Raw genomic sequence first — 21678 nt, 5'->3', positions numbered from 1 at the left:
GTGGGTGATGCGCGAATGGGTGATGCGCGGGCGTGCAACGGTGGGTTCGATGGCGGCCTGCTATGGCCGCCGCTGCCTGCACGTTAAAATAGCCCCATGAACGAACAGGTCAAACAACGCTTCGCCGGCATCGAACGGCTGTATGGCGTAGGCGCGCTCGAGCGCCTGCAGGGCAGCCGCGTGGCGGTGGTGGGCATGGGCGGCGTCGGCTCGTGGGTCGTGGAAGCGCTGGCCCGTTCGGCGGTCGGCCACCTGACCCTGATCGACGCCGATGACATCTGCGTGTCCAACACCAACCGGCAGCTGCCGGCGATGGAAGGCAACTACGGCCGCAACAAATCCGAGGCGATGGCCGAGCGCTGCCGCGCGATCAATCCGCAGATCGAGGTCGATGCGGTGCAGGCGTTCCTCACCACCGGCAACATGGCCGAACTGCTGGACCGTGGTTTCGACCTGGTCATCGACGCCTGCGACAGCTTCCGGGTGAAGGTGGAAACCATCGCCTGGTGCCGCCGCCGCAAGCTGCCGCTGCTGACGGTGGGCGCCGCCGGCGGGCGTACCGACCCGACCCTGGTGCGCATCCGCGATGTCTCGCGTACCGAGCACGACGCGATGCTGGCACTGATCCGCAAAAAGCTGCGCAGCGAGTTCAACTTCCCGAAGAACGCCAAGCGCTACTTCGGCGTGCCGGCGGTGTACTCGCTGGAAAACGTGAAGTACCCGCAGGCCGATGGCAGCGTCTGCGGCCTGCGGCCGAACCTGGGCGCCGATGCCGCGCTGAAGCTGGATTGCGGTGCCGGGCTGGGTGCGGCCACGCATATCACCGGCGCGTTCGCCTTCGCTGCAGTCGGCAAGGCGCTGGAAATGCTGCTGGAGCCGAAGAAGGTGAAGGCTTGACGGTAGTGCCGGCCGCTGGCCGGCTTCCGCTCTGATTCAATCATTCCTGGGTTGCCGGCCAGCGGCCGGCACTACCGGCGTGGGGCTGGCCGGCACTACCCTTGTCTGGCAGGCAGCGCGAACAGCCGTCGGGCGTTCTCGCTGGTGGCCTGTGCCACGGTTTCCACATCCGTGCCGCGCAGTGCGGCCACGTGGCGGGCGATCACCGACAGCCGCGCCGGTTCATTGCGCCCGCCACGGATGCCGGCGTCGGGCTGGTCCGGTGCGTCGGTTTCCAGCAGCAGCTGCTGCAGCGGCATGTCCCGCACGAGCCGCTGCAGGCGCTGCGCGCGTTCGTAGGTCAGTGGCCCGCCCAGGCCAAGCAGGAAGCCCAGCTTGTCCAGCTGCGCAGCCTGCTCCGGGCTGCCGGGGAAGCTGTGCACCACGCCACGCAGGCCGCCGATGCGACGGATCGCGGCGATCACCGCATCCACCGCGCGGCGCGCGTGCACGATCACCGGCAGGTCGAAGTCGCGGGCCAGCTTCAACTGGCCGATGAAATAGTCCTGCTGCGCCTGCGCGTCCAGCCCGTCGACGAAGAAATCCAGGCCGCACTCGCCGATCGCGCACGGACGCTCGCGCTCGATCCAGTCGCGCAGCTGGTCCAGGTGCCCGGGGCGGTGCTCGGCCAGGAACATCGGGTGCAGGCCGTACGCCGGGTACAGCCCCGGCGCCTGCTGGCAGACCTCGCGCAGCTTCGGCCAGCTGGCGGCGGTCACCGCCGGCACCACCTGGGCCTGCACGCCGGCCGCGCGGGCGCGCTCGATCACCGCCGTACGGTCAGGGTCGAACTCGCTGGCATCCAGGTGGCAATGGCTGTCGACCAGCATGTTCAACGCTGTTCCAGCGGCGGTGGCGTCGCCGCGCTGCGGTTCTTCCAGTTGGCCAGCAGCAGGGTGCCCAGGCCCAGCACCAGTTCGTCCACGAACGGGATGGGGTCGGGGATGAACAGCGTCAGCGCGAACAGGCCGGCGGTCAGCTTGAACAGGGTGGGGTAGCGCAGCCGGCGTGCCCATTGCAGGACCGGCAGCAGCATCGGGTTGGCCATGGCGGGGCTCCACGTGGGCGAGGTGCAAACGCTACCACGGGCCCTGCATTTCCCGATGCTGAATGGGTTACGGCCATGAGCAGGAATTGTGGAGATTCCGTTCAGGCAGGCCATGCTGCAATCTGCATCGAGAACGTTGCGGACGGTCCGCAAGGAGCAGGTCATGAAAAGCACAACTACAACTGTCCTGGTCGCAGCGGGCGCGCTGCTGGTGGGTGGCATCGCAACCGCCGCCTTCATGAAGAGTGGTGACAAGGCCCCGGATTCGCTGGGCGCCGCCAATCCTTCCGAGTCGCGCCTGGTCGATGGCAGCGCTGCCGATGATGGCGCGCGCGGCGACGCGGTCGATGCCACTGCACCGCGTGGCCTGGAATACGCCGATGTGCTGAAGGTCGACCCGCTCACCGAAAAGCAGAAGGCCTACGCGACGGTCATCGGCACCGAGCCGGTGCGCGAGACGTCCACCACCCAGACCCCGCATGAGGTGTGCCAGGACGTGGTGGTGCAGGAGCGCCTGCCCGAGCGCGATGGCAACGTGGGCGGCACCGTGGTGGGCGCCGTGGTCGGCGGCCTGCTCGGCAACCAGGTGGGTGGCGGCAACGGCAAGAAGGCGGCCACTGCCGCGGGCGCCGTGGCCGGTGGCTTCATCGGCAACCAGGTGGACAAGCGCCACGTCGGTGGCCGCGTGGTCAACCGCACCGAACGCCAGTGCCACACTGAAACGGCGACCTCCGAGTCGAGCCGCGTCACCGGTTACAACGTGACCTACCGCAACGAAGACGGCACCACCGGCACCATGCGCATGGCCAGCAAGCCGGGCACGCGCATCGCCATGGGTACCAACGATGTGGTCAAGGGCTACAACGTGACCTACCGCTACGATGGCGCCGAGAAGACCGTGCGCATGGACAACAAGCCGGCCAGCGACCGCCTGCCGGTGGTGGATGGCCAGCTGGTTACCCAGACCGCAGCAGCCGGCGAGGCGGCGGCCAACCGCCAGTAACGTTTCTGCTGCAGCGTCCATCGGACAGGCCGGCTTTTGCCGGCCTGTTCCGTTTGCGGGCATCGTCATCGCGCCCGGATCGGCGATGATGGCCGGCCACGGCATATGACGGAGCCTGCATGGGCATCTTCGACCTGCGCATCGAAACCGAGCGGCTGATCCTGCGCCCGCCGCAGGCCCAGGACCTGGAACCCTACCTGGCCTTCTGTGCCGATGAAGAGGTGATGCGCAGCCTGGGCGGCGTGCAGCTGCCTTCAGTGGCCTGGCGCAGCTTCTGCAGCCTGGCCGGCGCCTGGCAGCTGTTCGGCGTCTCCATGTTCAGCGTCATCGAGAAGGCCAGCGGCGAGTGGGTCGGCCGCATGGGCCCGTGGCAACCCCTGGGCTGGCCCGGTCCCGAGGTCGGCTGGAGCATCCGCCGCGCCAGCTGGGGGCGCGGCTATGCCCCCGAGGCCGCCGTCGCCGCCATTGACTGGGCGTTCGACACGCAGGGCTGGGACGAGGTCATCCACACCATCGCCGAGGACAACGAGAAGTCCAAGGCGGTGGCGCGCAAGCTGGGCAGCGGCCTGCTGCGCATGGGCCGGTTGCCGCCACCCTACGAAGGCGGGCCGCTGGAGATCTGGGGGCAGTCGCGCGCGCAGTGGCGGCAACGCACGCGTTGATGCTGCACCCGCGCTTGGCATCGGCCGGCGTGCTTGCCAGACTGCGGGCAGCCGGCCGTCGGCCGGGATGTCCTGGAGCAGGCAATGGTGGAAGAGCGCGTTCCGTTGACGGTGCACGGCATGTCGGTGTCGGGCAACTGCCACAAGGTGCGGATGCTGCTGGAGCAGCTCGGCAGCCGCTACCGCTGGGTGGAAGTGGACAGTGCGCATGGGCAGACCCATTCGCCCGAATTCCTCGCGCTCAACCCGAATGCGAAAGTGCCGCTGATCGTGCGCGACGATGGCCGCGTGCTGACCGAATCCAACGCGATCCTGTTCTGGTTGGCCGAAGGCACGCCCTACCTGCCCACCGATGGCTGGGAACGGGCGCAGGCGCTGAGCTGGATGTTCTTCGAGCAGTACAGCCACGAGCCCTGCGTGGCCGTGGCGCGCTTCATCCGTGGCTGGACCGATGCCGATTCGCCGCGCCGGGCTGAACTGCCACGGCTGCACGAGCGCGCGGCCACGGCGCTGGCGGTGATGGAGCAGCACCTGCGGCAGGCGCAGTGGTTCACCGGCAACGAGTACGGCATCGCCGACATCGCGCTGTTCGCCTACACCGATGTTGCCGCCGACGGTGGCATCGACCTGCAGCCGTTCGCGGAAGTGCGCGCCTGGCTGCAGCGGGTGCGCGAGCAGCCACGTTTCGTGGCGATGCCGGCGGTGACCGCTGAGGTTCGCGCACGCCTGGACGGCCGCGGGTAGCGTCAAGCTTGCTCGACTGGCGTCCAGGGCAGTCGAGCAAGCTCGACTCTACGAAAGCAGGGCCGTGAAGCCCGGCACGGCAGCGCCGGGCTGCGCCCGGCGGAACGCAACAACGACACGGAGGGTGTTCGATGTTCGCTGTGGTTCCCGATCCGATTCCCGCGCGCATGCGCGCGCTCAACCGCGCCGAAGTGTGCGACGTCAATTTCCTCGAGGCGCTGCGTGGTTGGCGCGGGCTGCCACGGCCGAAGCCGGCGCGGGATGCGCCGATCCTGCCGGGCAGCACGCTCACCGCGGCCGCGTTCGCCGAACTGTTCGATTCGCAGATGGCCAGCCGCCAGCTGGACCTGATGGCGCGCGTGCTGCGGTTGCAGAACAAGGTCTTCTACACCATCGGTTCGTCCGGCCACGAAGGCAATGCGCTACTGGCGCGGGCCTGCCGGCATACCGATCCGGCGTTCCTGCACTATCGTTCCGGTGCATTCATGGCCGAGCGCGCGCGCCAGGTGCCGGGCCTGGACCCGCTGCGCGATGCCGCACTGTCCTTCGCCGCCAGTGCCGACGACCCGGCCAGCGGTGGCCGCCACAAGGTGTGGGGCAGCCGCCCGCTGTGGGTGCTGCCGCAGACCTCGACCATCGCCTCGCACCTGCCCAAGGCGCTGGGCACCGCGCTGGCCATCGAGAGCGGCAAGCGCCTGGGCCAGCCGCTGCCGATCCCCGCCGACAGCATCGTGCTGTGTTCCTTCGGCGATGCCTCGGCCAACCACGCCACGGCGCAGACCGCCTTCAACACCGCGATGTGGTCGGCCTACCAGAAGCTGCCCGCACCGATCCTGTTCGTCTGCGAGGACAACGGCCTGGGCATTTCGGTGAAGACCCCGGAAGGCTGGATCGCCGAACGCTTCAGCCGCCAGCCGGGGCTGGACTACTACTACGCCGATGGCCTGGACCTGGCGGCGGGACATGCCCAGGTACAGGCGGCGGTCGAGCATTGCCGGCGTACCCGCCGGCCGACCTTCCTGCACCTGCGCACCACGCGGCTGATGGGCCATGCCGGCACCGATTTCGAAGTGGAATGGCGCGCGCTGGCTGACCTCTGCGCGGCCGAGGCACAGGACCCGCTGCTGCGGTCGGCACAGATCGCGCTGGAATCAGGCTGGATGGATGCCGCCGGCATCGAGGCCGCCTACGAAACGCTGCGTGCGCGCTGCCTGTCGGCCGCCTCGGACGCCGAAGGCCGGCCCAAGCTGCAGTCGCTGGATGAAGTGGTTGCGCCACTGGCGCCCTACACGCCAGCGGCAGTGATGACCGAAGCCGAGCGCGCGGTGCCGGCCGAAGCACGCGAGGCGCTGTACGGCGGGGCTGACGCGTTGCCGGAACGGCAGCCGCCGCGCCACCTGGCCGTGCAGATCAACCACGGCCTGCAGGAACTGCTGTGCAAGTACCCGCAGGCGTTGCTGTTCGGCGAGGACGTGGCGCAGAAGGGCGGCGTGTACACGGTCACCAAGGATCTGCTGCGCCGCTTCGGGCCGCGCCGGGTGTTCAACACCCTGCTGGACGAGACGATGATCCTGGGCATGGCCCAGGGCCTGGCCAACATGGGCCTGCTGCCGATACCGGAAATCCAGTACCTGGCCTACCTGCACAATGCCATCGACCAGCTGCGCGGGGAGGCCTGTTCGCTGCAGTTCTTCTCCAACGACCAGTTCCGCAACCCGATGCTGGTGCGGGTGGCCGGGCTGGGCTACCAGAAGGGCTTCGGTGGCCATTTCCACAACGACAACTCGATCACCGCGCTGCGCGACATCCCCGGCCTGGTGGTGGGTTGCCCGTCGCGCGGCGACGATGCGGTGATGATGCTGCGCACGCTGGCGGCGCTGGCCCGGGTGGACGGCCGGGTGGCGGTGTTCCTCGAGCCGATCGCGCTGTACATGAGCAAGGACCTGCACGCGCCCGGTGATGGCCAGTGGCTGTTCGACTACCCGGCGCCGGGGCAGGCGCTGGTGCTGGGCGAGGGCAGGGTCTACGCGCCTGATGCGGACGATCTGGTGGTCTTCACTTACGGCAACGGCGTGCCGATGGCGCTGCGCGCGGTGCCGGCCATCCAGGCGCAGACCGGTTGGCAGGTACGGGTGGTGGACCTGCGCTGGCTGGTGCCGCTGGATGCTGGTTTCATCGCCGCCCAGGCCGCCAGCGCGCGGCGGGTGCTGGTGCTGGACGAGGGCCGCCACAGCGGCGGTGTGGGCGAGGGGGTGGTCACCGCCCTGGTCGAGGCCGGGCATGGCCACCTGCCGCTGCGGCGGGTCTGCGGCGCTGATACCTACACGCCGCTGGCGGGGGCAGCAATGTTCGGCCTTCCAAGCGACAATGCGGTGATTGGCGCCGCCCTCGACCTGGCGCAGGAACCCTGATGCATGTGTGGATTGGCGGGAATGTTGTTGCCGGCGGCGCAGTCGCCGGCCGAGGTGCTGCAGGCGCAGGCGCTGGCCATGGGGCACGCGCTGCACCACCGCGGGCCGGATGACGGCGGCACCTGGGTCGACGCCAGCGCCGGCATCGCCCTGGCGCACCGCCGCCTGAGCATCCTCGACCTGTCACCGCTGGGTCACCAGCCGATGGCCTCGGCCGACGGCCGTTACGTGATGGCCTACAACGGCGAGGTCTACAACTTCGCTGCGCTGCGTGCCGAGCTGGAACCACTGGGCCATGCCTTCCGCGGCCATTCCGATACCGAAGTGCTGCTGGCCGCGATCCTGCAGTGGGGCGTCGAGGAGACCCTGCAGCGCGCCAACGGCATGTTCGCCATCGCGCTCTGGGACCGCCACGAGCAGTGCCTGTGGCTGGCCCGTGACCGGGTGGGCAAGAAGCCGCTGTATTACGGCTGGGCCGGCGACACCCTGGTGTTCGGCTCGGAACTGAAGGCGCTGTGGCAGCACCCGGACTTCGACAACGACATCGACCGCGATGCGCTGACCCTGCTGCTGCGGCTGGACTACATCCCGGCCCCGCACAGCATCCACCAGCGCTGCTACAAGCTGATGCCGGGCCGCGTGCTGCGGCTGGATGCGGCGATGGTGGCCGCCGGTGCGTCCGCGCATCGCCCCGAGCAGGCGCAGCGCCCGTACTGGGATGCCCGCGCGCGCATGCAGGCGGCACTGGCCGCGCCGTTCCAGGGCCGCATCGAGGAGGCCGAGGAACAGCTGGACGGCCTGCTGCGCGATGCCGTGGCGCTGCGCATGGTGGCGGACGTGCCGGTGGGCGTGTTCCTGTCCGGTGGCACCGATTCGTCGCTGGTGGCCGCGCTGATGCAGGCACAGAGCACGCAGCCGGTGCACAGTTTCAGCATCGGCTTCAGCGGCTCGCACCATGACGAGGCGCCGCTGGCCAAGGAACTGGCCGGCCATCTGGGCTGCGACCACACCGAGCTTTATGTGAGCGGCGCCGACGCGCTGGCGGTAGTGCCGCAGCTGCCGGCGATGTTCGACGAACCCTTTGCCGACGCCTCGCAGGTGCCGACCGCGCTGGTTGCGCGCCTGGCGCGGCAGGGCGTGACCGTGGCCCTGTCCGGGGACGGCGGCGACGAACTGTTCTTCGGCTATACCCGCTACGTGCGTGCGCTGCGCAACTGGCAGATGCTGGGCCGCGTACCGGCGCCGCTGCGGCGCTGGATGGGCGCGCGTGCGCACCAGCAGGGCGAGGCCTCGCGCACCGGCGGCCTGGCTGCGCTGCTGGCCGAGACCGGCGCGCGCGGTATCGGCGATGTCTACCGCAACCGCATCTCGCGCTGGCGCGACCCTGCGGCGGCGGTGATCGGCGCGCGCGAGGCCGGCAGCTTCTACGACCTCGCCGACCCGCTGCACGGCGCCGGCACCCCGGCCGACGCGATGATGCTGGCCGATTTTGTCAGCTACCTGCCCGACGACCTGCTGTGCAAGGTCGATCGCACCTCGATGGCGGTCAGCCTGGAGGCGCGGGCACCGCTGCTGGACTGGCGCGTGGCTGAATTCGCCTGGTCGCTGCCGCTGGCGTTCAAGCGCAGCGAGGATACCAGCAAGGTGCTGCTCAAGCGCGTGCTGGGCCGTTATGTGCCGCAGTCGATGGTGCACCGGCCCAAGCGCGGCTTCGGCGCGCCGGTGAGTGAATGGCTGAAGGGCGACCTGCGGCCCTGGGCCGATGACCTGTTGCAGCCGGCCCGGCTGGAACGCGAAGGCGTGCTGTCGGCGGCGGCCGTGCAGCCGCTGTGGCAGCAGTTCCTGGGTGGCCAGCGCAAATGGCACACCCACCTCTGGAACGTGCTGATGTTCCAGGCCTGGCAGGACCATTGGCGGCAGGTGCGGGCGGGCGTGGCACGCGGCTGATCTTCACCGGGGCGCATCGGGCCGGCCGCTAGGCTGGCCCTTTCCCCCGTCAGGAGTGTGTCGCCATGCCTGTTCCCACCATCGCCGTGTTCGTTGGCAGCCTGCGCAGGGAGTCCTGCAACCGCAGGCTGGCCCTGGCACTGGAAAAGCTGGCCGGTGATCGCGCGCGTTTCCAGTACGTGCGCATCGACGATCTGCCGCTGTACAACCAGGATTTCGACGGCAGCTACCCGGCGCAGGGCACCCGCCTGAAGGACGAGGTGCGCGGTGCTGACGCGGTGCTGTTCGTCACCCCCGAATACAACCGCTCGGTGCCGGGCGTACTGAAGAACGCCATCGACATCGGCTCGCGGCCCTATGGTGACAGCGCCTTTGGCGGCAAGCCGGCGGCGGTGATCGGCGCCTCCATCGGCCAGATCGGCACGGCCGTGGCCCAGCAGCACCTGCGCAACAGCCTGGCTTTCCTGGACATGCACGTGCTCGGCCAGCCGGAGGCGTTCCTCCATTTCAAGGACGAGCTGATCGGGGCGGATGGCACGATCCACAACGAAGGCACGCAGAAGTTCCTGCAGGGCTATGTAGACCGCTTCCTGCAGCTGATCGCGGTGCATGCCAAGGGCGATTGACGCTGCCCTCGGGGTCAGGGCCCTCTGCTGCGCAGAGGGATCTGACCCCTTTCTGCCGGGGTCGGATCCCGTCGCGCAGCGGCGGGCTCTGACCCCATGCGATAATGGGTCTCCATAGGCCGGACAGGCACGTCGCACAGCGGCGGATATCCCCCGTTCGTCCACGGCTTATCCACAGGCTTGTCCATGGCCGCCGGGGTCGGCGCATGCCTACACTCGTCTGGCCCACTTTCGCAGGAAACACCGCAGCATGTCCGCCCGTTCCGGCTTCCGTTCCAACCGCAAAGAGCGCGGCGATGGCTTCGACCGCGATCGCGACGAATCGCGCATCGACCAGCTGCGCGTGCCGCCGCACTCGGTGGAAGCCGAACAGGCGGTGCTGGGCGGCCTGATGCTGGCGCCGGAAGCCTACGACCGGGTCAACGACCAGCTGACCGAGACCGACTTCTACCGCCGCGACCACCAGATGATCTACCGGGCGATCCGCGAGCTGTCCGAGCGCGAGCGCCCGTTCGATGCGGTGACCCTGGGCGAGTGGTTCGAATCGCAGGGCAGGATGGAGCTGGTGGGCGACGGCGCCTACCTGATCGAGCTGGCCAGCACCACGCCATCGGCGGCCAACATCGTCGCCTATGCCGAGATCGTGCGTGACAAGGCGGTGCTGCGGCAGCTGATCCAGGTCGGCACCGACATCGTCAACGACGGCTTCCAGCCGGAAGGCCGCGACAGCAGCGAACTGCTGGCCTCGGCCGAGAAGAGCGTGTTCGCCATTGCCGAACAGGGCGCACGCGGGCGTACCGACTTCGTGGCCATGCCCGGCGCACTGAAGGATGCCTTCGAGGAACTGCGCAACCGCTTCGAGAACGGCGGCAACATCACCGGCCTGCCGACCGGCTACACCGATTTCGATGCGATGACCGCCGGCCTGCAGCCGACCGACCTGATCATCCTGGCCGCGCGCCCGGCGATGGGCAAGACCACCTTCGCGCTGAACATCGCCGAGTACGCGGCGATCAAGTCGAAGAAGGGCGTGGCGGTGTTCTCGATGGAAATGTCCGCATCGCAGCTGGCGATGCGCCTGATTTCCTCCAACGGCCGCATCAATGCCTCGCGCCTGCGTACCGGCCAGCTGGAAGACGAGGACTGGAGCCGGGTCACCAGCGCGATCAAGATGCTGAAGGAAACCAAGATCTTCATCGACGATACGCCGGGCGTGTCGCCGGAGATCCTGCGTTCCAAGTGCCGGCGCCTGAAGCGCGAACACGACCTGGGCCTGATCGTGATCGACTACCTGCAGCTGATGAGCGTGCCGGGCAACAGCGAAAACCGCGCGACCGAAATCTCTGAAATCTCGCGCTCGCTGAAGGGCCTGGCCAAGGAACTGAACGTACCGGTGATCGCGCTTTCGCAGCTCAATCGATCGCTGGAAACGCGAACCGACAAGCGCCCGGTGATGGCCGACCTTCGCGAATCGGGCGCAATCGAGCAGGACGCGGACATGATCGTCTTCATCTACCGCGACGATTACTACAACAAGGAAAATTCGCCGGACAAGGGCCTGGCCGAGATCATCATCGGCAAGCACCGTGGTGGCCCCACCGGTTCGTGCAAGCTGAAGTTCTTCGGCGAATACACCCGCTTCGACAACCTGTCCCACGATTCGGTCGGTTCGTTCGAGTAACGGGTTCTTCCTGTGCATGCAGCGTGTAAATGACATGTAACGCGCTGCTTTTACGATTCCGCCGCTGCTGCTCTTCGACGCCGCCTTTCGGCGTCCAGCGTGCCCAAGGAATCCGCCTTCATGTCGCCCCATGCTCCGCTTCGCCGCAACCTGCTTGCCCTGCTGGTCTGTGCATCGCTGCCGTCGCTTGCTCTGGCTGAAACCGCTCCTGCCACTGAAGCACCGTCGGCCACGACCCTCGATTCGATCTCGGTGATCGGCCGCGGCGAGGCCCGCCAGGTGCAGCGTGTCACCGCGGAAGACATGAAGGTGCTGCCGCCGGGCGCCAATCCGCTGAAGCTGCTGGCCAGCAAGCCGGGCGTGCATTTCGAGTCGGCCGACGCCACCGGTGCCTATGAGTGGTCCACCAGCATCAGCCTGCGCGGTTTCAACCAGAACCGCCTCGGCTATACGCTCGACGGCATCCCGCTGGGCAACATGTCCTACGGCAACAGCAATGGCCTGCACATCAGCCGTGCCGTGATCAGCGAGAACCTGGGCGGTGCGGAAGTGTCCACCGGCATCGGCGCACTGGGTACGCCGTCCACCAGCAACCTCGGGGGCGTGTTCCAGTTCTATTCGATCGATCCGTCCACCGAGTACGGCGTGGTGCTGGCGCAGGGCTTCGGCAGTGACAATGCGCGCCGCAGCTATGCACGCCTGGAGACGGGCGAGCACCAGGGCTTCGCCGCCTATCTGTCCGGCGCGTATTCCGAGGGCGACAAGTGGAAGGGCAAGGGATCGCAGGAGTCGAAGCAGTTCAACGGCAAGGCCACCTACCACTTCGGTGAGGACAGCAGGATCACCGCGCTGTTCAACGGATCGCGCCGGGTCGAGGCCGACTATCAGGATCTGTCGCTGGAGATGATCGATCGCCTCGGCTGGAACTGGGACAACTACGCGCCGGACTGGGATCGCGCGGTCGCGGCGGCGAACGGCCAGTACAGTGGCGGCGTCAACAGCCCATGGGACGCGTACTACTCCGGCCATGGCCTGCGCAATGACGATCTGTCCAGCATCGCTGGCGATTTCGGCCTGAACGATTCGATGCGGCTGAAGGTCAACGTCTACAACCACAGCAATCGCGGCCAGGGCCATTGGTTCAGCCCCTCCAATCCGTCCAACCCGGGTACCAGCCGGGAAATTCCGATTTCGATCCGCACCACCGAGTACGCGATCGACCGTACCGGCGTGACCTCTGCGTTCACCTGGAACGTCGGCGGCCACGAACTGGAAGCCGGCCTCTGGTACGAGGACAACGGCCACACCGTGCAGCGCAATTTCTACTACATCGACGGTCCCATCACCGACGATTTCTTCCTGCGCAATCCGGACCAGCGCGTGTGGAACCAGCACTACACCACCATCACCCGCCAGTTCTATGTGCAGGACCGTTTCCGCCTGTTCGACGATCGCCTGACCATCGACATCGGTGCCAAGTCGCCGCACACCCGTACCAGCGTGCGCACGCCGCTGGGCAACTACGCGAACAACAGCAGCCTGACCGCGAAAAAGGGCCTCCTGCCGCAGGCCGGCTTCAACTTCAAGCTCAACGAAGGCAACGAGGTCTTCGGCTCGTTCGCAAAGAATGTCGCTGCCTATGCACTGGGCGTCGGCAGCCCGTTCAACGTGCCGCAGGCCGACTTCGATGCCAGCGCAGGCAACCTGAAGCCGGAACAGTCGCGCACGATCGAGCTGGGCTGGCGCGGCTACGGCCGCGGCTATGAAGCGTCGGTCGCGGTGTATGACGTGAAGTTCGACAACCGCCTGCTGGCGATCGCCCAGTGCGTGGGCATCCTTGGCTGCCCGGCGCTGTTCTCCAACGTCGGCTCGGTCACCAGCCGCGGCGCCGAGGCCACCCTGCAGTTGAAGCCGATGCAGGACCTGGCCTGGTCCAATGCGCTGTCCTGGAATGACAGCACCTACGACAACGATTACGTGAACAACGAAGTGGTGCCGACCCGCGGCCGCAAGACCGTGGACACGCCCGAATGGATGTTCGCCAGCACGCTCGCATGGACCCCGGGTCCGTGGGACATGCGCCTGTCGGCCAACCATGTCGGCAAGCGTTACGTGACCTACACCAATGATCTTTCGGTACCCAGCTACTGGCTGGTCAATGCGTCGGTGGCCTACGACTTCGGTGCGATGGGCCCGGCGCAGAACCTGACGGTTGCACTGAACCTGACCAACCTGACCGACAAGCGCTACCTGTCGTCCATCAACACCAATGGCACCTACGCCACTGACCCGACCCGCAGCCTGGCGACCATGCAGGTCGGCGCGCCGCGGCAGGTGATGGCCACTGCCACCGTCCGCTTCTGATGCGCGCACCTGTCGATCCGGAAACCCGTCGCCGCTTGCTGCGCATGGCGTGGCAGGGCACGGGGGCGGCGATCGCACTGGCGGCGATGCCGGGGCTGGTCACGGCCGGCCCGCGGCCGCGGCTCGGGCGCGATCCGTTCACGCTGGGCGTCGCTGCTGGCGATCCGGATCCGCAGGGAGCGGTGCTGTGGACGCGGCTGGCGCCGGACCCGCTCAATGGCGGCGGCATGCCCGCGCGGGCGGTACCGGTCCGCTGGTACGTGGCAGAAGACCCTGGCATGCGCCGGCTGGTGCAGCGGGGTGTTGCTGCTGCCGTACCGGAACTGGCGCATTCGGTGCACGTGGAGGTCAATGGCCTGCGCCCGGGCCGTGACTACTACTACCGTTTCGCCTGCGACGGGGATGAAGAAAGCGCGGTCGGCCACTTCCGCACCGCGCCGTTGCCTGATACGCAGCTGCAGCAGCTGCGGCTGGCACTGTGCACCTGCCAGGCCTGGAACAGCGGCTACTACCCGGTACTGCGCGATATCGCGCGCAGTGATGTGGATCTTGTGCTGCACGCCGGCGACTACCTGTACGAATACAGCCCGCTGCAGAATGCACGCGGTCGCACGCTGGATGCGGAGCGCTTCAGCGGCGAGACCGTCAGCCTGGAGCGTTACCGCGACCAGTACGCGCTGTACAAGCTCGATCCGGACCTGCAGGCAGCGCATGCCGCGCATGCTTTCGCGGTGATCTGGGATGACCACGAGGTGCAGAACGACTACTCCGGCATCCATCCGGAGAAGCCCGGCGTATCGACGGAAGATTTCATCGTGCGTCGGGCGGCGGCCTACCGCGCGTTCTACGAACACCTGCCCATGCGCAGCACGCCGGCCGGCAATGGTGGCCTGCGCGTGCACCGGCGGCTGCGCTACGGTGATCTTGCGCAGCTCAGCCTGCTCGATTGCCGCCAGTTCCGTCCCGCCAATCCCTGCGGCGTAGGTGAATCGGCGCGCTGCGACGCAGCGATGGACCCGCGTATGAGCATGCTCGGTGTCGGCCAGGAAGCCTGGTTCGCCCAGTCGATGGTGGCGGCACAGGGGTTGCGCTGGAACGTGGTGGTGCAGCAGTTGCTGATGGCCCAGCTGCGGCTGGACGCAGGCACCCCGCGCGAGCGCTTCTGGAACGACGCCTGGGACGGCTATCCGCGTGCGCGCAACCGCCTGCTGCAGGCGCTGCAGGCAGGCGGGCAGGGCAACGCGATCGTGCTCGGCGGCGACTGGCACTCCACCTTCGTCAACGACCTGAAGCTGGACTTCGATGCGGCCAACTCGCCGGTGGTGGCCACCGAATTCATCGCGCCGGCGATCAGCAGTGGCGGCGACGATACCCCGTATGGCCCTTACTACGGCCCATCGATTCCGCAGAACCCGCATATCCGCTATTTCGACGGCGACCGTCGCGGCTGGTGGAAGCTGCAGCTGAACCGGCAGACCATGGATGCCGAACTGCGCTTTGCCGACAGCGTGCTGCGTGCCGATGCCGAGGTGCGGACCGCAGCGCGCTTCCAGGTCATCCACGGCCGACCGGGGGCCGTGCCGGTGTAGGCCCCGGCCGGCGCTCAAGTTCCCCCGTGACCTGCCGTTACCGCACCGGTATCAGGGGGAAACATCACCGTCCATGAGCCATTGCTGCACGCGCGGCGATGGACCGGCGCGTGCGCCCCCTTCATTCTTGGGGAACGGATCGATGTCGGTGGTAGCAGGGAAGAGTGGGGTGGGGCGCGGCGCCGCCTGGATGTGCGTGGTGCTGTTGCAGCTGCTGGCAGGTACGGGTGTGGCGCAGGCGGCGTCGGCGGCGTGCGAGGCCATCAACCTGATAGGTGCCAGGACCAACGAGATCCGGTCGTTCGCACAGGGTGCCTTCCTGCCAGGGGAGTCGCTGACGGTCCGTTTCACAGACAGCGGCGAGAACATCGGCAAACCGCCGAACTCGGCCGACGCCATCATTTTCCGCAGTTTGAGTTTCGGCCCGGGAGGCTACGACTACCGCAGCAACACCGGGTCTGCAGGAGCGCACAGCGGAACGGTCGACAGCAGCTTCCTGGTGGCCAATGGCCTGTTCATGAGCATCAAGACCGGAAGGTACATCAGCCCGGTCCAGATCAACTGCACCTCCACCGCCACTCAACCGCTGCAGCTCGATATGCCGGGCGTCCAGCAGTTCACCGTTGGCACGGCGGTGGATGTCAGCCTCGCCGCCAGCGGCGGCAGCCTGCCTTACATCTTCAGCATCAACATTGGCACCTTGCCCGCCGGGCTGGTGCTTGAACCCTCGGGCCGCCTGCATGGCACGCCGCAGGTCGCGGGCACGTTCAGCGTCAGCGTGGAGGTCACCGATGCCGCGGCCGCCAGCGCGCACCAGCCGCTGTCGGTCAACATCGCGGCCATCGCGCCCGATGCCCCCGGCCAGGTCGTCGCCGTCGCCGGCGATGGCCAGGCCGTGGTCAGCTTCACCGCACCGACGCAGACCGGCGGCGCGCCCATTGCCCAGTACGCCGTGATGGCGTCCACGGGCGAGTGGGTGCTCGGCACGCAGTCGCCGATCACGGTGACCGGCCTTGCCAACGGCATGCCCGTGCAGTTCCAGGTGATCGCCAACAACGGCAGCCAGGCCAGCCAGCCGTCGCAGGCAAGCGCCGCGGTCACGCCGATGACCGGGCAGACGATCCAGTTCAATGCGCCCGGTGACCAGCCATTGGGTTCGCTGCTGGCACTGGAGGCCACCGCGAGCAGCGGCCTGGCCGTCGAGTACGAAAGCCTGAATCCGCTGGTCTGCGTGCTGGAAAGTGCAGGCAACCTGCGCCTGTCCGCGCTCGGTACGTGCACGGTGCGCGCACTGCAGCCCGGCAACGCCGGCACGCGCGCGGCGCAGCCGGTGGAGCGCAGCTTCAACGTGGTGGCTGCCCGCGCGTCGGCGCCGACCCTGCGTCGCGTCGAACGGATCGGCGCAAGCAGCGTGGACGTGTACTTCGATGTACCCGCCAGCGACGGTGGCAGTGCCATCCTCTCTTACGAGGTGGCAGCGCGCCCGGGTGCTGCTGTGGTCAGCGGTGGCTCCAGCCCGGTACGCATGAGCCGCCTGCACGCAGGCACGACCTATACCTTCGCCGTGCGTGCGCGCACCGCGACAGGGCCCGGCACGTTCTCCGCCGAGTCCGATCCGGTGACGATGCCGTCCGTGCCGCGCGTGACCAGCCTGCTGCTACCGGCCGACGGCCGCTACCTGGCCGGTGCGAGCCTCGACTTCCTGCTGGTCCTGGATCAGCCGGTCACGGTGCAGGCTGTGCCTGCGCTGCTGCTGTCGATCGGCGGCCAGCAGGTGGCCGCGCGCTATCGCTCCGGCTCGGGCAGCAACCAGCTGGCTTTCAGCTACACCGTGGTGCCGGGCCAGTCCGACGAGGATGGCATCGGCATCGACGGCGTGCAGCTGGCTGGGGGCAGCATCCGCAACAGCGATGACATCGATGCAGTGCTGACGCTGTCGGGCGTCGGCACCACGGCGGGCATCCTGGTCGGCGCGCAGCCGGCGGGCGCACCGTCCATCACCGAAGTCGTCGCAGGCGACGGCACAGCGACGCTGCAGTTCGCAGCGCCCGCGCAGGATGGCGGCAGCCCGGTGCTGGATTACGTGGTGACCGCGCAGCCCGGTGGCCTGCAGCTGCAGACTGCCGCTTCTCCGGCAGTGTTCACCGGCCTGCGCAATGGCATCGCGTATCGCTTTACGGTCACCGCGCGTACCGCAGCGGGGCTGGGCGCGGCGTCCCTGGCATCGGACGACGTGGTGCCGATGGCGCAGCAGCAGATCCAGTTCGCACCCCTGGATGCCCAGGCTTTCGGCAGCACGCCACAGGTGCTGGCCAGCGCCAGCAGTGGCCTGGCGGTGTCGCTGTCCAGCAGCACACCCCGGGTCTGCAGCGTCGCTGCCGATGGCAGGGTGACCCTGCTTGCGGCCGGTACCTGCAGCATCGACGCCGATCAGCCGGGTGACGCCGCGACCCATGCCGCTACCCGCGTCAGCCGTTCGTTCGCGGTGCTGGCGGTGGTGCCGGGCGCGCCGCGCATCACCATGGTCGTACTCGCTGCGGGCAGCGTGGACGTGAGCTTCCAGGCGCCGGCGTTCGAAGGCGGCAGTGCGGTCGACAGCTATCTGCTGCAGGCGCTGCCAGGTGGACAGAGCGTGCGTGGCAACGGCAGTCCGCTGCGTATCGACGGGCTGCCCACCGGCATCGCGCATCGCTTCGTGGTGACCGCCTTCAATGCGGCGGGAGCCGGTGCGGCATCGTTGCCGTCCGATCCGCTCACCGTGCAGGGCGCACCGGCGGTGACCGGTGTGCAGGTGCCGTCCGTCGGCCGCTACCTCGCCGGACAGGTGCTGTCCTTTGCGGTGCAGTTCGACCAGGGCCTGCAGGTAGGCGCTGCGCCGCAGCTGCTGCTGCGCATCGGCAGCCAGGGTCGGCTGGCCACGCTCTCGGCGGTGGAGACAGAGGTGCAGGGCATTGTGCTGCGCTTCCAGTACACGCTGCAGGCCGATGACCGCGACGAGGATGGCATCGAGGTGGAATCGCTGCAGGCTGCTGCCGGCAGCCTGCGCAATGCACAGGGCACCGAGGCACGCACTGCGCTGGCCAACGTCGGGGCGACCGCCGGCGTACGCGTCGGCGCCGACCTGCCGTCGGCCGCTGCCAATGTGCGCGGCGTGGCCGGTGATGGGCAGGTGCAGGTGCATTTCGATGCAGCGTCGGCCGGCAGTGGCGCCATCGTCGATTACACCGTGACCGCGCAGCCGGGTGGCATCAGCGCAACCGGTCCGACCTCGCCGATCACCGTGCGTGGCCTGGCCAACGGCAGTGCCTATCGTTTCGTGGTGGTCGCACGCAGCGAATACGGCAGCGGCGTGGCGTCGGCCGCCTCGGCAGCGGTGGCGCCGTTGCCGGACCTGGCCGTGGCCGATTCCAGCATCGTCGTGCCTTACGGTGCCGCAGCCGTCGTGCTGCCGCTGTCGGTGGGCGGTGTGGCCGAGCAGGTGCAGCTGGCCGTGGGCCCGCAGCATGGGCAGGTTGACGTGCAGGGCACGACGCTGCGCTACACACCGGCCGCAGGCTATGCCGGCAACGACCGCATCAGCTACACCGTCAGCGATGCCTTCCGCACGTCGGCACCGGCCACGATCACGATCACCATCGGTACGCCGACCGTGGTCCTGCAGTCGGCCGTGTTGCCGTTGGGCGTGGCTGGCACGGCGCTCGACGCGCAGCTGTCCAGCAGCGGCGGCGCGGCGCCTTACACCTACGCCATTGTTGGCGGCAGTCTGCCGACGGGCCTCCGCCTGGATCGCAGCGGCCACCTGGCAGGTACGCCGGTGGCCGCAGGGCGTTTCGAGATCGAGGTCGAGGTGACCGACAGCAGCTCCGGCAGCGGTCCGTTCCGTGCGCGCCGCGCATTCGTACTGAATGTGGCGGCTCCGCAGATCGAGGAAGTCGAAGCCCCGCTGCCCGCGGCAACCCAGGCTGGCCCGGTCAGCCTGCGGCTGCAGGCCCGTGGCGGTACCGCGCCGTATGCGTTCCGCCTGATGTCGGGTGCGCTGCCGCCTGGCGTGCTGCTGTCCAGCGACGGCCAGCTGCAGGGCGTGGCCGCCCTGGCCGGCGTGTTCGATTTCGACGTGGAAGTCAGCGACACCTACGGTTTCACCGGCGTGGCGCGCTACCAGCTGAAGATCGCGCAGGCCGCGCAGGCGATCACCGGCTTCAGCGTGGACCCGGCAACGCCGGTCTACAGCGAGGGCGGCAGCTTCGAGGTCTCCGCGCTGGGTGGTGCGTCGGGTCAGCCGCTGCGTTTCGGCAGCAGCAGTCCTGCGGTCTGCAGTGTCAGTGGTACCCGCGTCGCCATGCTGGCGGCAGGGCGCTGCGTGCTGACCGTGGACCAGGACGGCGATGCCAACCATGAAGCGGCTGCGCAGCAACAACACGTGGTTGATATCGCGCTGGCCGTGCCGGTGCTGGCGTGGAGTGCGGACCTGCAGCGCCTGCTGGAACAGGGCAGTTTCGAACTGCCGCTGCCGACCAGCGCCAGCCCGGGTGCCTTCAGCTTCCATAGCAGCGACACCACAGTGGCCAGTGTCGAGGGCCGCACCGTGCACGTGCACGGCGAAGGTCGTGCGGTGATCACCGCCGAGCAGGCCGCTGCGGGCAGCTATGCCGCGGCCAGTGTCGAGCTGGTGCTGGTGGTGAACATGCGCCCGGATCCGACCCGTGACCCGGGCGTGACCGGGCTGCTGCAGGCGCAGGTGGATGCGAGCGTGCGGTTCGCCAACGCGCAGCAGGCCAACATCCGCGAGCGCCTGCGGCAGGTACGTGCGGGCGGCAATGCCGACAGCAACACGCTGTCGGTGTCGACCGGCGCGCGTGGCCCGGAGGCGGCGTCGCTGCCGCTGGGCCAGGCCATGGAGAGCGAGCGTCCGCTGCTGCCCGCCGGCTGGGGCACCTGGGCCTCCGGCACGGCCACCTACGGCCGGGGTGGCGCGACCGGGGCAGGGCGGTATGACCTGCGCAGCGACGGCCTGACCGTGGGCGTGGATCGTCGCCTCGGTGACAGCGCACTGTGGGGCGTGGCCGGCAGCATCGGCCGCAACGACAGCGAGCAGGATGATGCCCGCACGCGCCTGCAGGCCGACCAGCGGTCGCTGGCGTTGTATGGCCTGTGGCGCGGCAACGCGCACGTGTTCGTCGATGCGGTGCTGGCCACCGGCGACCTGCGCTTCGACCTGCAGCGCTGGAGCCGCGATGCCGGCGCGATGGCAGTGGCCCGTCGCGAGGGTTCGCAGTGGTTCGGTTCGCTGGCGCTGGGCTATGAGCAGGTGTTGTCGGGCATGCGCATGAGTGGCTACGCACGGCTGGACGGCAGCCGCAGCACGCTGGATGCCTACCGCGAGCAAGGCCTGGGCGAACTGGATCTGGCCTATGGCCGCCACGTCGTCGACAGCCGCGCACTGGCGTTCGGCCTGGAAGGCAGCGCGGTCGAATCGGCCGAGGCGCGCGTGCGCCCGTTCTGGAGCATCGAGTACCGGCAGGCGCTGCAGGACCGGGGCGAAGCAACGTTGAACTACGCTGAGTGGGCGCGTCCGCAGGACTACCGCCTGGCGATGCGCAGCTACAACGATGATCTGCTGTCGCTGTCTGCAGGCGTCGACATGTCCATCGCGCGCGGCTGGACCCTCTCGCTGCTGCTGGGCCACGAACAGGCCCGGGGCAGTGATCGTTCCAGCAGCGTCGGCCTGCGCCTGAGCAACGGCAGCCGCTGAGGCCGCCAGCGCGATACTGCCAGCGGCGGCACCGGGCCAAGCCCGGCGACCGCCGCTGCACCGGGTTTCATCGCCCCCAGCCCGGTTTCGTCGCAATCCGTTTGCGGCGGCCGCGGGCGCGCGGCACGGTGGCCACAGGCGGCAGGGTGCCGCCCAAGGAGACCGTCATGAAGACCTTGTTCGCGCTGGGCGTGTGGTGCCTGCTGTTCGTGCTGTGCTGGCCGTTGGCGCTGCTCGCGCTGATTGCCTGGCCGTTCGTCTGGCTGCTGAGCCTGCCGTTCCGCCTGGTCGGCATCACCTTCTCGGCGTTGTTCGCCTTCCTGCGTGCGCTGTTCATGCTGCCGGCCCGCGTGCTGGGCGGCCGTGCGGTGGCGGCATGAAGGTGCTGCTGGTTGCCCTGGCAGCGCTGGCCGGCCCGGCACTGGCGCAGTCGCCGGTACCGTCCTCGGCGTGGTTGGAGCGCCAGCAGACGGCCGCTGCCGATGAGGCGGATGCGGCCGGGTCCAGGTCTGCGAAAGCGCCCGAGGCCAAAGAGCGCTGTCGGGTCGTGAAGCAATGGAAGGTGGGGGACACCGTGGTCAAGCATCGCGTGTGTGATGACCCGCCAAAGCCGGCGGCCCCCGCCCGGCAGGGGTAGGGCCGGGCATCGGCCAGCCGAGCATGGGCTCGGCTCTACAATGGGGCTGCCGTCTTCTGTAGAGCCGAGCCTGCGCTCGGCTGCTTTTTGCACCGGCCAGCCGAGCATGGGCTCGGCACTACAATGGGGCTGCCGTCTTCTGTAGAGCCGAGCCTGCGCTCGGCTGCTTTTTGCACCGGCCAGCCGAGCATGGGCTCGGCACTACAATGGGGCTGCCGTCTTCTGTAGAGCCGAGCCTGCGCTCGGCTGCTTTTTGTACCGGCCAGCCGAGCATGGGC

Annotated in this window: 15 protein-coding genes; 13 read left to right on the top strand and 2 right to left on the bottom strand. The window is 68.5% G+C overall.

Translation table 11 applies throughout. The features are described 5' to 3' along the window. The first annotated feature begins 96 nt into the window (after positions 1-96). Complete coding sequence (locus QMZ26_RS11565; RefSeq protein ID WP_283221522.1) at positions 97-897, top strand: tRNA threonylcarbamoyladenosine dehydratase; 801 nt, start codon at positions 97-99, stop codon at positions 895-897. 95 nt (positions 898-992) lie between these two features. Here the strand turns inward: QMZ26_RS11565 and QMZ26_RS11560 are convergent, their stop codons facing one another. After that, positions 993-1772: a TatD family hydrolase gene (locus QMZ26_RS11560; RefSeq protein ID WP_283221521.1), complete on the bottom strand. Its 780-nt coding sequence runs from the start codon at positions 1770-1772 to the stop codon at positions 993-995. Then, complete coding sequence (locus QMZ26_RS11555; protein WP_079222444.1) at positions 1769-1984, bottom strand: DUF6116 family protein; 216 nt, start codon at positions 1982-1984, stop codon at positions 1769-1771. Before QMZ26_RS11555 ends, QMZ26_RS11560 begins: the two co-directional genes overlap by 4 nt. A gap of 163 nt (positions 1985-2147) precedes the next feature. Between QMZ26_RS11555 and QMZ26_RS11550 the strand changes: the two genes are divergently transcribed. From QMZ26_RS11550 to QMZ26_RS11495, 12 genes are all read left to right on the top strand, one after another. Beyond that, a complete protein-coding gene (locus tag QMZ26_RS11550) occupies positions 2148-2987 on the top strand; it encodes a glycine zipper 2TM domain-containing protein (protein WP_108758247.1) in 840 nt (279 codons plus the stop codon). 119 nt (positions 2988-3106) lie between these two features. Further along, positions 3107-3649: a GNAT family N-acetyltransferase gene (locus tag QMZ26_RS11545; protein ID WP_283221520.1), complete on the top strand. Its 543-nt coding sequence runs from the start codon at positions 3107-3109 to the stop codon at positions 3647-3649. A gap of 84 nt (positions 3650-3733) precedes the next feature. Next, positions 3734-4393 carry a glutathione S-transferase family protein gene (locus QMZ26_RS11540; protein WP_283221519.1) on the top strand — a complete coding sequence of 220 codons (660 nt, stop codon included), beginning with the start codon at positions 3734-3736 and terminating at the stop codon, positions 4391-4393. Between the two features lie 131 nt (positions 4394-4524). Further along, positions 4525-6804 carry a transketolase C-terminal domain-containing protein gene (locus tag QMZ26_RS11535; RefSeq protein ID WP_283221518.1) on the top strand — a complete coding sequence of 760 codons (2280 nt, stop codon included), beginning with the start codon at positions 4525-4527 and terminating at the stop codon, positions 6802-6804. Between the two features lie 3 nt (positions 6805-6807). Beyond that, entirely contained in the window at positions 6808-8751 is a 1944-nt protein-coding gene (gene asnB, locus QMZ26_RS11530) for an asparagine synthase (glutamine-hydrolyzing) (protein ID WP_283221517.1), read from the top strand. 65 nt (positions 8752-8816) lie between these two features. Continuing rightward, entirely contained in the window at positions 8817-9377 is a 561-nt protein-coding gene (locus tag QMZ26_RS11525) for an NADPH-dependent FMN reductase (RefSeq protein WP_079222438.1), read from the top strand. Between the two features lie 250 nt (positions 9378-9627). Beyond that, entirely contained in the window at positions 9628-11058 is a 1431-nt protein-coding gene (locus QMZ26_RS11520) for a replicative DNA helicase (protein WP_079222437.1), read from the top strand. 120 nt (positions 11059-11178) lie between these two features. Next, a complete protein-coding gene (locus QMZ26_RS11515; RefSeq protein ID WP_283221516.1) occupies positions 11179-13422 on the top strand; it encodes a TonB-dependent receptor in 2244 nt (747 codons plus the stop codon). Further along, a complete protein-coding gene (locus QMZ26_RS11510; protein ID WP_283221515.1) occupies positions 13422-15011 on the top strand; it encodes an alkaline phosphatase D family protein in 1590 nt (529 codons plus the stop codon). The genes QMZ26_RS11515 and QMZ26_RS11510 overlap by 1 nt, the downstream gene beginning before the upstream one ends. 199 nt (positions 15012-15210) lie before the next feature. Then, positions 15211-20763, top strand: a complete 5553-nt coding sequence (locus QMZ26_RS11505) for an autotransporter domain-containing protein (protein ID WP_283221514.1) — start codon at positions 15211-15213, stop codon at positions 20761-20763. A 167-nt stretch (positions 20764-20930) separates the two neighbouring features. Next, positions 20931-21143, top strand: a complete 213-nt coding sequence (locus QMZ26_RS11500) for a hypothetical protein (RefSeq protein ID WP_079222433.1) — start codon at positions 20931-20933, stop codon at positions 21141-21143. Further along, positions 21140-21400: a hypothetical protein gene (locus QMZ26_RS11495; RefSeq protein WP_283221513.1), complete on the top strand. Its 261-nt coding sequence runs from the start codon at positions 21140-21142 to the stop codon at positions 21398-21400. The genes QMZ26_RS11500 and QMZ26_RS11495 overlap by 4 nt, the downstream gene beginning before the upstream one ends. The last annotated feature ends 278 nt before the right edge of the window (positions 21401-21678 follow it).

The organism is Stenotrophomonas sp. PFBMAA-4 (genome assembly GCF_030053215.1).
GTDB lineage: Bacteria > Pseudomonadota > Gammaproteobacteria > Xanthomonadales > Xanthomonadaceae > Stenotrophomonas.
This window is presented reverse-complemented; position numbering and strand designations above follow the sequence as displayed.

Excerpts from the sequence above, each read along its gene's own strand:
- QMZ26_RS11565 (WP_283221522.1), top strand. The coding sequence starts at position 97 with ATGAACGAACAGGTCAAACAACGCTTCGCCGGCATCGAACGGCTGTAT.
- QMZ26_RS11555 (WP_079222444.1), bottom strand. The coding sequence starts at position 1,984 with ATGGCCAACCCGATGCTGCTGCCGGTCCTGCAATGGGCACGCCGGCTG.
- QMZ26_RS11550 (WP_108758247.1), top strand. The coding sequence starts at position 2,148 with ATGAAAAGCACAACTACAACTGTCCTGGTCGCAGCGGGCGCGCTGCTG.
- QMZ26_RS11545 (WP_283221520.1), top strand. The coding sequence starts at position 3,107 with ATGGGCATCTTCGACCTGCGCATCGAAACCGAGCGGCTGATCCTGCGC.
- QMZ26_RS11540 (WP_283221519.1), top strand. The coding sequence starts at position 3,734 with ATGGTGGAAGAGCGCGTTCCGTTGACGGTGCACGGCATGTCGGTGTCG.
- QMZ26_RS11535 (WP_283221518.1), top strand. The coding sequence starts at position 4,525 with ATGTTCGCTGTGGTTCCCGATCCGATTCCCGCGCGCATGCGCGCGCTC.
- asnB (WP_283221517.1), top strand. The coding sequence starts at position 6,808 with ATGTGTGGATTGGCGGGAATGTTGTTGCCGGCGGCGCAGTCGCCGGCC.
- QMZ26_RS11525 (WP_079222438.1), top strand. The coding sequence starts at position 8,817 with ATGCCTGTTCCCACCATCGCCGTGTTCGTTGGCAGCCTGCGCAGGGAG.
- QMZ26_RS11520 (WP_079222437.1), top strand. The coding sequence starts at position 9,628 with ATGTCCGCCCGTTCCGGCTTCCGTTCCAACCGCAAAGAGCGCGGCGAT.
- QMZ26_RS11515 (WP_283221516.1), top strand. The coding sequence starts at position 11,179 with ATGTCGCCCCATGCTCCGCTTCGCCGCAACCTGCTTGCCCTGCTGGTC.
- QMZ26_RS11510 (WP_283221515.1), top strand. The coding sequence starts at position 13,422 with ATGCGCGCACCTGTCGATCCGGAAACCCGTCGCCGCTTGCTGCGCATG.
- QMZ26_RS11500 (WP_079222433.1), top strand. The coding sequence starts at position 20,931 with ATGAAGACCTTGTTCGCGCTGGGCGTGTGGTGCCTGCTGTTCGTGCTG.
- QMZ26_RS11495 (WP_283221513.1), top strand. The coding sequence starts at position 21,140 with ATGAAGGTGCTGCTGGTTGCCCTGGCAGCGCTGGCCGGCCCGGCACTG.